Origin of the sequence: Micromonospora sp. NPDC005206 (genome assembly GCF_040608175.1) — a bacterium.
Classification (GTDB): Bacteria; Actinomycetota; Actinomycetes; order Mycobacteriales; family Micromonosporaceae; genus Micromonospora.
In genome coordinates this window covers 36122-49241 of the sequence record NZ_JBEXHU010000005.1, presented here as the reverse complement: position 1 = coordinate 49241, position 13120 = coordinate 36122, and the positions used below count along the sequence as shown (strand labels likewise).

The following is a 13120-nucleotide window of genomic DNA, read 5'->3' as shown; positions in this document are numbered from 1 at the left end:
GGATGAGTCTTGACGCTGCGTGCGGCCTGCCCCAGTCTTCCTACCAAGTAAGTAGGAATACTGCGGATTGGACGGACGATGAGGCGGCTCCCCCTGCGCCGGATGGTCAGCCTGGCCACCCTCGCCGTGGTCGGCGCGGCGACCCTGGGCAGCACCGCCGCGTGCGGCGACGACAGCGAGGCCGCGGGCGGCGGCTCCGGCCCGGTGACGCTGCGCCTCGGCTACTTCCCCAACATCACCCACGCGCCGGCGGTCGTCGGCGTGGAGAAGGGCATCTTCGCCGAGAAGCTCGGCGCCAACGTGAAGCTGGACCCGAAGACGTTCAACGCCGGCCCGGCCGCCATCGAGGCCGTCTTCTCCGGTGCGCTGGACGCCACCTACATCGGTCCGAACCCGACCGTGAACGCGTTCTCCAAGTCCAAGGGTGAAGCCGTCCGGGTCGTCTCCGGCGCCGCCTCCGGTGGCGTGGCGCTGGTCGTCAAGCCCGGCATCAACGGCCCGCAGGACCTGAAGGGCAAGAAGGTCGCCACCCCGCAGCTGGGCAACACCCAGGACGTGGCGGTCCGCTACTGGCTCAAGCAGCAGGGGCTCACCACCACCAAGGAGGGCGGCGGCGACGTCAAGATCGTGCCGCAGGAGAACGCCCAGACGGTGGAGACGTTCAATAGCGGCGCGATCGACGCCGCCTGGGTGCCCGAGCCCTTCGTCTCCCGGCTGGTCAACGCCGGCGGCAAGGTGCTGGTCGACGAGCGCGGCCTCTGGCCGGACAAGAAGTTCGTCATCACCAACCTGCTGGTCAGCACGAAGTTCCTCAAGGCACACCCGGACGTGGTGCAGAAGCTGGTCGACGGCCAGGTGGCCGCGAACGAGTTCGTCAACAGCAAGCCGGACGAGGCCCAGCAGGCCATCTCCGACGCCATCGGCAAGATCACCGGCAAGCCGCTGGACCTGAAGCTGATCAAGCAGGCGTGGACGACGTTGGAGTTCACCAACGACCCGATCCCCAGCTCCCTCAAGGCCGGGCTCGACCACGCCGTCGAGGTGAAGCTGACCGACCCGGTGGACCTCAAGGGCCTGTACGACCTGACGTACCTCAACAACGCGCTCAAGGCGCAGGGCAAGCCCGAGGTCATCCAGCCATGACGTCGACCACGACGGCGCCGGGGAGCGCGACCACCGCGGTCGCGCTCTCCGACGTGACAAAGGTGTACGGACGCGGAGGGAACGCCGTACTGGCCCTGGACGGCGTGTCCCTGGACGTGGCGCCGGGCGAGTTCGTCTGCCTGGTCGGCGCCTCCGGCTGCGGCAAGAGCACCCTGCTCAACCTGGTCGCCGGGCTGGATCGGCCCAGCGGTGGGCAGATCGCCCTGGCCGGCGACGCCAGCGCCGGGCTGATGTTCCAGGAGCCGGCGCTCTTTCCCTGGCTGACCGTCGACGGCAACGTCGAGGTCCCGTTGAAGCTGCGCGGGCTGCCCCGGGCCGAGCGGCGCGCGCGGGTGGCGGAGCTGCTGCGCACCGTGCACCTGGCCGACTTCGGCCGCAAGCGCCCGCACGAGCTCTCCGGTGGGATGCGGCAGCGGGTCGCGCTGGCCCGCACGCTGGCCCTCGACACCCCGGTGCTGCTGATGGACGAGCCGTTCGGCGCGCTGGACGCGATGACCCGGGACATCCTGCACGACGAGCTGGAACGGATCTGGTCCGAGCGCAAACTCTCGGTGCTCTTCGTGACGCACAACGTCCGCGAGGCAGCCCGGCTGGCCGACCGGATCATCCTGCTTTCCAGCCGACCCGGTCGGATCATCTACTCCACCACTGTGGACATCCCGCGCCCACGGCGGATCGACTCCCCCGAGGTCGCCGCCATCGCCGCCGAGGTCACCGAGCGGCTCCGTACGGAGGTGGGCCGCCATGGCCAGTGACACCCTCACCAGCACGGCGCGCACCGACGCGCAGATCTCCGGCCTCGACGCGCTGGAGATCGTCGGCCGGGAGAAGGAGATCTCCCGGGGCACCCGGGTCTGGGCCGCCACCTGGCCCAAGCTGGCCGCGCTGGCCATCGTCATCGCGGCCTGGCAGTTGGTGGTCTGGTCGGGTTGGAAGCCGCCGTACTCGCTGCCGGGGCCGCTGGTCGTCGGCCGCGAACTGCTGACCCAGGCCCAGGGCCCACAGCTCTGGGAGGGCCTGCTCACCACGCTGCGCCGGGCCGCCGTCGGGTACATCTTCTCGGTCGCGGTCGGCCTGCTCCTGGGCCTGGCGGTGGCCCGGTCCACGGTGCTCCGGGCCGCCATCGGCTCGATGATCACCGCGTTGCAGACCATGCCGTCGATAGCCTGGTTTCCGCTGGCCATCCTGCTGTTCGAGCTGAGCGAGAAGGCGATCTTCTTCGTGGTGGTGCTCGGCGCGGCGCCGTCCATCGCCAACGGCGTGATCTCCGGCGTGGACTACGTGCCGCCGCTGCTCCTGCGCGCGGGCCGCAACCTGGGCGCCCGAGGGCTCAACCTCTACCGGTACGTGATCGCACCGGCCGCGCTGCCGGCGATCGTCGCCGGGCTCAAGCAGGGCTGGGCTTTCTCCTGGCGGAGCCTGATGGCCGGCGAGCTGATCGTGGTCGGCATCTCGCAGACCTCCCTCGGCGCCCAGCTCACCTACTCCCGCGAGCTGTCCGACGCGCCCTGGCTGCTCTCCACCATGATCGTCATCCTGGTGCTCGGCCTGGTCGTGGATGCCGCGTTCGGTGCGGCGGACAAGGCGATCCGGCGCCGCTGGGGTGTGCTGGACCAGGCTGGTCAGTGACGTGTACGTCTCCGCGCGCAGCGACTACGCCCTCCGGGCCATGCTCGCCGTCGCCGTCGCCGCCGCCGCCGCTGCCGCTGCCGCTGAAGGTAGCGGCGGTGGTGGTGGTGGCGACGGTGGTGGTGGTGGTGGTGGTGACCTGGTGAAGGCGGCCAGCCTGGCCGAGGTGCAGGAGATCCCGCTGAGTTTTCTCCAGGGCATCCTGCTGGACCTGCGCCGCGCCGGCCTGCTGCTCAGCCATCGCGGCACCGAGGGCGGGTACGCGCTCGCCCGATCGCCCGACGAGATCAGCGTGGGGGACGTGCTGCGCGCCGTCGGCGGCTCGCTGACCACGGTACGCGGACTGCCGGCCGAGCGGGCCGGCTACCACGGGGTGGCGGCCGGGCTGACCGACGTCTGGCTGGCCGTGCACGGGGCGATCGCCACGGTGGTGGACAGCACGACCCTGGCCGACCTGCTCGCCCGCGACCCGACCGGCCGCGCCCCCGCCGCGTCGTGACCATCCGACACCGACGGGGTGCGTTCGCCAACAGGTTGCGGCGTGGTCGGGCCGGTGCCCCGCCGACCCGACCACGCCTCGTACCGATCCTGACCGGGCCTGCCCCTCCGCCGGCACCGGTCGGTCCGGCCGCTGCTCAGCTCACGTGTGCGACCGTCGGGCCGGAGCCCAGGTCGCCGGGGCTGTGCAGCTCCACCAGACCGGCGGGAGCGTTGCCCACCGGGGTGGCGTGCCAGGGCGCGAAGGCCGCAACCATGGCGAGCAACAGCCCGGCGAGCGCGACCGCGACCACCAGGATCAGTTCGCGCAGCGCCCCCGAGCCGGCTTCGCCCGCCATGGTCACCCCTTCCGTGCCGGGCCCCCGCCCGGCTCCCCCCGCTGGCCAGCTTCGACCAGATGCGGCCGGGGCGCAGTCGGCCAAACGACCAAGCCGAGGCTGATTACCGACTCAAAGGAACACCCGGGCAGCGCCAGAACCGGGCCAGCACCAGGGCCGGGCCAGCGCCAGAGGGCACCTGCTCTGCCACCTTTGCTCTGCTTCAACCCGCGCAACAGCCGGTGTCCGCTATCCGGACAGTGCCCGTTGCGTGGGTTGAAGCAGAGCAAAGGCAGTCACAGAGGGCCGGTTGCTCACCCCGGCACGGCCGCGCGTGCGCCTGCGGCCGCTGGTGCCGCAGACAGACCTGCCACAGACAGAACTGCCACAGACAGACCGACCCGCCCAGCCGAAGCGGAGCGGGTCGGTCGCGGTGCGGGAGATCAGACGGTACGGGGACGGCGCGGGCGGCGGGACCGCCCCGACGCGCGGTGCGCCGGGCGGGCGGCACCGTCGGCGACCGGGCCGCCGGATCCACCGGCGGTGCGACCCCGACCAGCGGGCGCCGGCGGGGCGGCGATGGTCACCGGCACGCCGGAGGGCTCGCGGGCACCGGTCACCCGGGCCAGCGCCTCGTCGCCTGGGCGGACCTGGACCGACTCGGGCCGGATGCCGGCGGTGGCCATCAGCCGGGACACGTCCCGGCGCTGCTCGGGCAGGACCAGGGTGACCACGGAGCCGGACTCACCGGCCCGGGCGGTCCGGCCGCCCCGGTGCAGGTAGTCCTTCGCCTCGGTCGGCGGGTCCACGTTGACCACCATGTCCAGGCCGTCGACGTGGATGCCCCGGGCCGCGACGTCCGTGGCGACCAGGGCGGTCACCTGGCCGTTGCGGAACTGCTCAAGGATCCTGGTGCGCTGCGGCTGGGACTTGCCGCCGTGCAGCGCGGCCGCGCGTACCCCCTTGGAGAGCAACTGGCGGGCGAGCCGGTCGGCGCGGTGCTTCGTACCCATGAACAGGATCGTGCGGCCCTCACGGGCGGCGATCCGGGTCAACGCGTCGGGCTTGTCCACCGCGTCGACGTGCAGCACGTGGTGGGTCATCGCGGTGACCGTCGCGGTGCCCGGGTCGACCGAGTGGGTCACCGGGTTGCTCAGGAAGCGGCGGACCAGCCGGTCCACGCCGCCGTCCAGGGTCGCGGAGAAGAGCATCCGCTGCCCCTGCGGCGCGACCTGCTCCAGCAGCTTGGTGACCTGCGGCAGGAAGCCCATGTCGGCCATCTGGTCGGCCTCGTCCAGCACGGTGATCTCGACCTGGTCGAGCCGGGCGTCGCCGCGGTTGATCAGGTCGTGCAGCCGACCGGGGGTGGCCACGACCACCTCGGCGCCGGCGCGCAGGGCGTCCGCCTGGCGCTGCAACGACAGCCCGCCGACGACGGTGGCGCAGCGCAGCCCGACAGCGCGGGCGTACGGGGACAGCGCGGTGGTCACCTGCTGCGCCAACTCCCGGGTCGGCACCAGCACCAGGGCCAGCGGGCGACCCGGGCGGGCCTTGCGGCCGGCGGTGCGGGAGAGCAGCGGAAGCCCGAAGGCGAGGGTCTTGCCGGAGCCGGTGCGACCCCGGCCGAGCACGTCCCGACCGGCGAGCGAGTCGGGCAGCGTGGCCGACTGGATCGGGAACGGCTCGGTGATGCCCTGCGCGGTCAGCGCGGTGAGCAGCGCCGGCGCCAGACCGGTATGGGCGAACGAAGGAATAACAGAGGTCACGCAGAAGCCTTCCTCGACGCGGCACGTGTCGAGGGAGGGCGCCGAAGACGGCGCTGTCGCCAGCGGAAAAGGCCGCCAGGACTCACAAGCACGAACCGAAGGGGGTACGGGCCGGCCCGCCGCCGGGTCGCCGCCTGCGTAAGCAGGTCGACGACGGGGCGGGCCGGTCCCGTCACCGCCGCACCCGGAGGGCGCGACAGGTAATGCTGGCCGATCCGAAGATCAGAGCGGGCGGATGTTCTCCGCCTGCGGGCCCTTCTGGCCCTGGGTCACCTCGAACTCGACCCGCTGGTTCTCGTCCAGGCTCCGGTAGCCGGAGGACTGGATCGCCGAGAAGTGGGCGAAGACGTCAGCGCCGCCGCCGTCCGGGGTGATGAAGCCGAAGCCCTTGTCAGCGTTGAACCACTTCACGGTGCCAATAGCCATGTGTTTCGTCTCCTTGACGGAACGTCGGACTCGCACTTGTTGCGAGCCCGAAGAGGAGCGCTCCGCGCGGGAATGCGCGAATCGCCTGTCGCTTCTGGTCGCCCCGCCCGGAGAACTCCGGACACAACAAAGAGCGCCTGGGGCCACAATCCCGCCAGGCGCACACAGAGTCTCTGGTAACCAAAACTGCAACCCGTTCAACCTACCACGGATTTTCGCGCCATGGTCAATGTTGGACGGAATCTTCTGGCAGCTTGGCGATCAGGGCCGTGAGCCCGGTCACCTCCAGCAGGTCCGCGGGGCGGACCGTCACCCCGTGCCGGACGTAGTGGAACGCCGCTCCCACCCGGTCGACCGGCACGCCGGCCAGCTCCGCCCATGCCAGCCGGTAGACGGCCAACTGCACCGCAGCCACCTCCGCCGCCGCGCCGGTCGGTTGCGCGCCGGTCTTCCAGTCCACCACGTCGAACCGGCCGCCCGGCCGGGCGAAGACCGCGTCCATCCGCCCCCGCACCACGACCCCGGCGATCACCGTGGCGAACGGCACCTCCACCTCCACCGGCACCCGGTCGGCCCACTCGCTGGCCAGGAAGCGCTCCTGAAGCTCGACGAGCGCCTCGTCCGGCGCGGCGTCCGCGTCCGCCGCGCCGGGCAACTCGTCCACGTCGAGCAGCCGGTCGGCGCCGAACCGCTGTTCCAGCCAGGCGTGGAAGGCGGTGCCGCGGCGGGCGTACGGGTTGGGCTCGGTGGGCACCGGGCGGCGCAACGTGCGGGCCAGCGCCGCCGGATCACGTCGCAACGCGACCAACTGGGTGACGCTCAGCTGCCCGGGCAGGGCCACCTCGACCGCGCCGGAGAGCCGGGTCAACTCGGCCCGCTCGGCCAGCAACAGGTCCGCCTCGCGCTGCCAGCGCGCCACCTCCGGATCAACCTCCGGCTCGACCGGCCCACCGGCGACCGCCACGTCCGCCGAGCCGTCGGTCATCAGGCGGCGGACCAGCGCGGCCGCCTGCGCCAGTGCCGGCCGACGACCGCCCAGCGGGTCGGCCGGCCACTCCGCGTGGAGCACCACCTCGGCGGTCGGGTTGGTCGCGTCCGGGGTCGGCTCCGGCGCCCACGCGTCGACCAGGTGCCCCGGGCCGCCGTCCAGGCAGGCGTCGTACACCTCGCGCAGGAAGAGTGACGGGCCGCGCGGACGCTTGGTCCCCTCCCCCCACCAGTAACCGGAGCAGAGCAGCAGCCGGCGCGGCCGGGTCACGGCCACGTACGTCAGCCGCCGCTCCTCCCTCTCGTCGTGGGCGCGCCAGGCGTCGGTGAAGTCGGTCACCGCCCGGGCCACGGCCCGCTGGTCCGCCGCCTCGTCGAGCGCCAGCTCAGGCAACCCGTCGGCGTCACCGCGCAGCGGGAACGGCAGCACGCCCAGCCCACCCAGCCAGTGGTCGGAGTTGCGCACCGGCCCGGGCCACAGCCCTCGGCTCAGCCCGGCCACCGCCACCACGTCCCACTCCAGGCCCTTCGCGGCGTGCGCGGTCACCACCTGCACCGCGCCCTCCACCACCTCGACCTCGCCCGGGGCGAGACCGCGCTCCTCATCCTCGGCGGCTGCCAGGTAGGACAGGAAACCGGAGAGCGTCGCGCCGGGCGTCTCCCCGCTGAACCGGGCCGCCACGTCGCCGAGAGCGTCCAGGTGACCCCGGGCCAGGCCGGCGTCGCCCGCGCCGTCCCGGCCGGCCCGCACCGCGACCTCCACGTCCAGGCCGATGGTCCGCTCGATGTCCGCGATCAGGTCCGGAAGTGCCTGGTCCAGCCGGTACCGCAACAGCGCCAGCTCCCGGCCGTACGCGCGCAGCCGCGCGAAGCCCTCCGCCGAGTACGCCTGCGCCGGGCCGAGGTCGGCCAGCGCCTCCACCAGGGTCGCCTCGTCCAGCAGGTCGGGGGTGATCGCCGAGGTGTCGTCGGCGGCGACCTGTCGCCGGGCGTTGGCGATGGACCGGGCCCGCCGGTGCAGTGCCACCAGATCGCGCGGCCCGATCCGCCAGCGGGCGCCGGTGAGCAGCCGCAGCAGCGCCGCCCCGTCGGTCGGGTCGGCCAGCACCCGCAGCGTGCAGACCACGTCGCGTACCTCGGGGGTGTCCAGCAGGCCGCCCAGCCCGACCACCTCCACCGGAAGGCCCCGCTCGCGCAGCGCCGACTCGATCGCCGGGATCTGGCTGCGGACCCGGACCAGCACGGCCGTGGTCGGCCGCTGCGCCACCGGGATGTGCTCGGGCACCGCGCCGGGCATCCGCGCCGCGCCGCGCCAGGCGGCGAGCACGCTGTCGGCGATCCAGTTCGCCTCGTCGGCGTACGTCGGCAGCAGCGCGCAGTGCACCGTGCCGCCGGCCGCCCCACCCGGGCTGCGGTGCGGGATCGGGTCCCGGACGGTCTGCGCGGAGCGCAGCTCCGGCACCCGGGCGCCGGCCGCGCGCAGCGGGGTGGACAGCGCGTTCGCCACCCGGAGGATCTCCGGGCGGTTGCGCCAGCTGGTGGTGAGCCCGAGCGCCTCGGCCGGCCGGCCGTCGGCCCGGGCGAACTCGGTGGGGAACCGGTCCAGCGTGCCGGCGCTCGCCCCCCGCCAGCCGTAGATCGACTGGCACGGGTCACCTACCGCGGTCACCGGGTGCCCGCCGCCGAACAGCGCGTTGAGCAGCACCACCTGGGCGTGGCTGGTGTCCTGGTACTCGTCCAGCAGCACCACCCGGTAGCGGTCCCGCTCGATCTCGCCGACCCCCGGGTGGTCCCGGGCCACCCGTGCCGCGCGGGCGAGCTGGTCGGCGAAGTCCATCGCCTCGAAGTCCTCCTTGCGCCGGGCGTACGCCCGCACCAGCGGCAACAGACGCAGCCGGGTCTGCTGGAGGGCGAGCGCCTTGCGCACGTCGGCGTAGACCCGGCCCGGTCGGGACTGCACCTCGGCGAAGAACCGGCCGGTCCAGGCGGCCAGCTCATCCGGGGCGACCAGGTGTTCGTCCAGCTCCCCGGCGAGGGCCAGCACCGCGTCGGTGATGGTGCTCGGCATCCGGTCCACCTCGGACATGTCGCCGTCGTAGTTGCGCACCAGCAGGTCGACCAGCTGCCAGCGGGACGCCTCGGTGAGCAGCCGGGTGGACGGCTCGTAGCCGGCCCGCAGCCCGTGCTCGGTCACGATCCGCCCGGCGTACGAGTGGTACGTGGAGACGGTCGGCTCGCCGGCGAGTGGGTCGTCCAGCGGGTCCCGCCCCTGACGGCCGAGCCGGCGGATCAGCTGGTCGAGCCGCGTTCGTACCCGGTGGGCCAGCTCGCCGGCCGCCTTGCGGGTGAAGGTCAGCCCGAGGATCTGCTCCGGGCGCACGTACGAGTTGGCCACCAGCCAGACGACCCGCGCGGCCATCGTCTCGGTCTTGCCGGACCCGGCCCCGGCGACCACCAGCAGCGGCTCCACCGGGGCGGCGATGATCGCGGCCTGCTCCCGGGTCGGCGCCGGCAGCCGCAGGAGCTTGGCCAGCTCCACCGGGGTGTACCGGGGGCCGGCGTCGGCGAGTCGGGGCGCCGGCGCCGGACCGGTGCCGAACAGGGCGGGCTGGGTCACGGTGACGTCGTTCGTGACTGCGGGAATCGCACGCTCACTCCTCGCCCTCACGGCTGCTCCGGGTGGTCGGCGGCTCGACGACCTGGCGCCCCTGCCCGGAGACCGGGCAGCTGGTGCGCACCGGGCAGACCCGGCATTTCGAGTTCGCCACCGCGGCGAACGTGGCAGCGGCCATCGTATCGGCGGTCCGTCGGACCAGCGCGGTCGCCCAACCAGCCGCCGGTCCCTCGCCGACCGCCGGCTGGTTCTGCTCGCGGGCGTCCTTGGCGAAGGTGCCGAGCTGCACCAGCGCGGCGCCCCCGGACTCGTCGCCGAACTCGGGGAACGCCCCCGCCTCCACCGCCGCCTGGTAGGCGCCGAGCTGCGGATGCTCGGCCAGGTCGGTGCCGGTGACGGCGGTGGACTTACCGGTCTTCAGGTCGATCACCACCAGCCGCCCGTCCTCGTCGACCTCCAGCCGGTCGACCCGGCCGGCCAGGTCGACCGGCCGGTGCGGGTCGTCCAGGCGGACCGCGAACTCGTGCTCGATGGCGAGCAGCCGGCGCGGGTTGGTGGCCAGCCAGCGCAGCAGCTTGTCGACCATCGCCTCGGCGCGTTCCCGCTCCGGGCCGGCCATCCACCGGGCGGCCAACTCGATCGCGTCGAACCGGGCGGCCACGTAGTCGAGCAGGGCGCTCCGGTCGGCGCTGGCGTCCTCGGCGAGCATCGCGGCGGCGTGCACCAGGTTGCCCACGCCCTGAGCGGTGCTGGCCGGGCCGCTGCCGCCGTGCCGTTCCAGCAGCCAGCGCAGGCTGCACCGCAACGCGCTCTCCATCGCCGACGGGGTGACCCGCACCGGTTCGCCGTCATCGATCAGCGGCCGGTCGTCGGAGAGCGCGCGTAGACCCCACCAGTCGTCCGGATGCGCGCCGGGCACACCGGCGGCGGCGAGCCGGGCGAGCTCGGCCGCCGCGGCGCGCCGCCGGAACGTCGGTGCGGCCGGGTCGGTGATCGCGGTACGCAACTCGGCCACCAACGCCGGCAGGGTGAGCGCCCGCGGCGGTCGGGTGACCGGCAGCGCGCCGGGCCGGTCCGGCTCACCGTCCTCCGTCACTTCGCGGTCACCGGACACGGCGTGCGGGGAGCCGTTTCCGGTTGCGCCGTCGGTGACGCCAGCGCCGGCCGCGCCGTCGCCACTGGGCGCGGCCTGCGGCGGACCGCCGGCGGGATCGTTGGTCGGGCCGGTACGTGGACCGGGCGGAGTGGGTGGCCCGTTCGGCGGGGTGGGCGGCGCGGCCGGCGGCGCGGTGGGCCCCAGCTCGTGCAGGAACCGGCTCGGCTGCTCCTCGTGGTCGTCGCCGCCCACCGCGGCCGACGCCACCGCGGTGACCAGCAACCGGTGTCGGGCCCGGCTGACGGCGACGTGGAAGAGCCGGCGTTCCTCGTCCAGCAACGCCGAGGTCTGACCCACCACGTTCGCCGCGGTGGCGCCGCCGACGGACCGACCGGCCAGCACGTCGACCAGTCGCTCCGAGCCGAGCAGGCTGCCGCGCAGGCGCAGGTCCGGCCAGATGCCCTCCTGCACCCCGGCCACCGCGACCAGGTCCCACTCCAGACCCTTCGCGGCGTGCGCGGTGAGCAGCCGTACGGCCGCACCCCGGTCGGCGGTCGGGGCGATGGTGTCGGCCGGCAGGTCCTGACCGAGCACATGGTCGAGGAAGACCTCAGTGCGGGCGCCGGGAAGGCGGTCGGTGAAGCGGGCCGCCGCGTCGAAGAGCACCAGCACGGCGTCCAGGTCCCGGTCGGCCGCCTCGGCCCGCCGCCGCCGGGCGAGGTCCCCCTCACCGGCCTCCGGCCGCCCCTGGCCGATCGCTCCGGCCCAGCGTTCGGCGAGCCCGCTGGCGTGCCAGACGGCCCAGAGCACGTCCTCGGCGGTCGCGCCGGGCCGCGCGGCGGCGGCCCGGGCGGCGGCCAGCAGCCCGGCCACCGCCTGCGCCGGCTCCGCCCACCGCCGCTCGATGCCGGCCAACTCGGCCGGGTCACGCAACGCCTCGACGATCAGCTCCCCGGACGGGCGCCGGTCGCCGCCGGCCAGTGCCAGCGCGCGCAGGCCCTGCCGCAGCCGCCGCTCGGCCAACGGGTCCGCCCCGCCCAGCGGCGAGTGCAGCAGCGCGACGGCCGCCTCCTCGTCCAGGCTGTCCGGCTCCAGCGCGCAGCGCAGCAGGAGCAGCAGCGGGGCCACCGCCGGTTGCAGGTGCAGCGGCAGGTCCTCGCCGTGCACCACGGTCGGTACGCCGGCGGCGTGCAGCGCCCGTTGCAGGGTGGGCAGTTGCAGCGCGGTCGACCGCACCAGCACCGCCATCCGTGACCAGGGCACGCCGTCGAGCAGGTGCGCGGAGCGCAGCGCGTGAGCCAGCCAGGCGGCCTCGCTGGTCGCCGAGCGGAACGTGTGCACCTCGACCACGCCGGTCGGGGCATCCGGCAGCGGGTGCAGCCGGCGGTGCGCCGCCGGACCCCGCAGTCGGCGGCCCAGCCGGGCGATCGCGACGAGCAGGCCCGGCCCGGCCCGGTAGGACGTGGTCAGCAGCGCCTGCGCGGCCGGCGCCCCCGAGGCGGTCCGGAACCGGTGCGGGAAGGTCGTCACGCCGGCCGGGTCGGCGCCACGGAAGGCGTACGTGGAGGAATCCGGGTCGGCGAAGGCGACCAGCGTCTTGCCGCCACCGGCGATCACCGACAACAGGTCGAGCTGGGCGGGGTCGGTGTCGGCCAGCTCGTCGACGTACACGTGGGCGAGCCGGCGGCGCTCGGCGGCCAGCAGCTCCTCGTCGTCGCGCAGCAACCCGGTGGCCGCACGGACCAGCTCGGCCGGGTCGTACGCGATCGACCCCCGGTTGCTGACGTCGCGCAGCGCGAGCACCGCCACGTACTCCCGCAGGAAGCGCGCGGCGGCCGGCCAGTCGGCGCGGCCGAGCTTCTCGCCGAGCCGGGCCAGGTCGGCCGGGCCGATGCCCCGCTCGGCGGCACGCATGAGCAGGTCGCGCAGCTGGCCGGCGAAGGCGCGGGTCCGCAGGGCCGGCCGTAGGTCCGTCGGCCAGCCGACCGGATCGTCCTCGGGCTCCTCGCCCACCACGTCCAGCAGCTCGCGGATGATCAGATCCTGCTCCGGGCCGGTGAGCAGCCGGGGCGACGGCTCGCCACGTTCGGCGGCGGCCCGGCGGAGCAACCCGAAGGCGTACGCCGGGAAGGTGCGCACCAGGGGCTCCCGCAGCACGCGGTGGCCGTCCTGCGCCACCCGGGCCTCGATGCGCTGGCGTAGTGCGGTGGCGCCTCGACGGCTGAAGGTCAACACCAGGATCCGTTCGGGATCGACCCCCTCGGTCACCCGGGCGGCGACCGCCTCGACCAGGGTGCTGGTCTTGCCGGTGCCCGGCCCGCCGAGCACCAGCATCGGCCCGTCGGTGTGCCCGACCACCTCCGCCTGCACCGGATCGACCCGCCGGCCGGCCCCGGGCCCGACCGCCCGCTCGTGCCCGACCGCCCCGACCCGGCCGGTCAGCGCAACCCCACCGGCGGGCACGGCGCCGCCCTCGGCCGCGCCGCTACCGGCGGGCACGGCGCCGCCGACAGGCACGTCCCCGTCCCCCCGCGCCGGCCCCTCGGGCCGCCGCACCAACCGGTACGCCTGCATCAGCTCATCCCATCACGCCCATACGACACCCCACCCCGCCCGGGCCCGC

9 protein-coding genes are annotated in these 13120 nt (G+C 74.3%); 4 read left to right on the top strand and 5 right to left on the bottom strand.

Going from position 1 to position 13120, the window contains the following annotated elements; all coding sequences use genetic code 11:
- Positions 1-78: 78 nt before the first annotated feature.
- Genes ABZU69_RS08350 through ABZU69_RS08335 form a run of 4 tightly spaced genes read left to right on the top strand, consistent with a single transcriptional unit; the run spans position 79 to position 3292 of the window.
- The gene (locus ABZU69_RS08350; protein WP_354963717.1) at positions 79-1143 is read left to right on the top strand and encodes an ABC transporter substrate-binding protein; all 1065 of its coding nucleotides are present in this window, start codon (positions 79-81) and stop codon (positions 1141-1143) included.
- On the top strand, positions 1140-1919 hold the full coding sequence (locus tag ABZU69_RS08345; RefSeq protein ID WP_354963716.1) for an ABC transporter ATP-binding protein: 780 nt from the start codon (positions 1140-1142) through the stop codon (positions 1917-1919). The genes ABZU69_RS08350 and ABZU69_RS08345 overlap by 4 nt, the downstream gene beginning before the upstream one ends.
- Positions 1909-2793 carry an ABC transporter permease gene (locus tag ABZU69_RS08340; RefSeq protein WP_354963715.1) on the top strand — a complete coding sequence of 295 codons (885 nt, stop codon included), beginning with the start codon at positions 1909-1911 and terminating at the stop codon, positions 2791-2793. The genes ABZU69_RS08345 and ABZU69_RS08340 overlap by 11 nt, the downstream gene beginning before the upstream one ends.
- A gap of 1 nt (position 2794) precedes the next feature.
- Positions 2795-3292: an Rrf2 family transcriptional regulator gene (locus ABZU69_RS08335; RefSeq protein WP_354963714.1), complete on the top strand. Its 498-nt coding sequence runs from the start codon at positions 2795-2797 to the stop codon at positions 3290-3292.
- A 136-nt stretch (positions 3293-3428) separates the two neighbouring features.
- Here the strand turns inward: ABZU69_RS08335 and ABZU69_RS08330 are convergent, their stop codons facing one another.
- The 5 genes from ABZU69_RS08330 to ABZU69_RS08310 all read right to left on the bottom strand — a co-directional run bounded on the left by ABZU69_RS08330 (position 3429) and on the right by ABZU69_RS08310 (position 13071).
- Positions 3429-3629 carry a hypothetical protein gene (locus ABZU69_RS08330; RefSeq protein WP_354963713.1) on the bottom strand — a complete coding sequence of 67 codons (201 nt, stop codon included), beginning with the start codon at positions 3627-3629 and terminating at the stop codon, positions 3429-3431.
- A gap of 422 nt (positions 3630-4051) precedes the next feature.
- Positions 4052-5374 (bottom strand): DEAD/DEAH box helicase, encoded by a 1323-nt coding sequence (locus ABZU69_RS08325; RefSeq protein ID WP_354963712.1) that lies wholly within the window; start codon positions 5372-5374, stop codon positions 4052-4054.
- A gap of 222 nt (positions 5375-5596) precedes the next feature.
- On the bottom strand, positions 5597-5800 hold the full coding sequence (locus ABZU69_RS08320; protein ID WP_007464836.1) for a cold-shock protein: 204 nt from the start codon (positions 5798-5800) through the stop codon (positions 5597-5599).
- A 226-nt stretch (positions 5801-6026) separates the two neighbouring features.
- On the bottom strand, positions 6027-9404 hold the full coding sequence (locus ABZU69_RS08315; RefSeq protein ID WP_354963711.1) for an ATP-dependent DNA helicase: 3378 nt from the start codon (positions 9402-9404) through the stop codon (positions 6027-6029).
- 34 nt (positions 9405-9438) lie between these two features.
- Positions 9439-13071: an ATP-dependent DNA helicase gene (locus tag ABZU69_RS08310; RefSeq protein ID WP_354963710.1), complete on the bottom strand. Its 3633-nt coding sequence runs from the start codon at positions 13069-13071 to the stop codon at positions 9439-9441.
- Between the last annotated feature and the right edge of the window lie 49 nt (positions 13072-13120).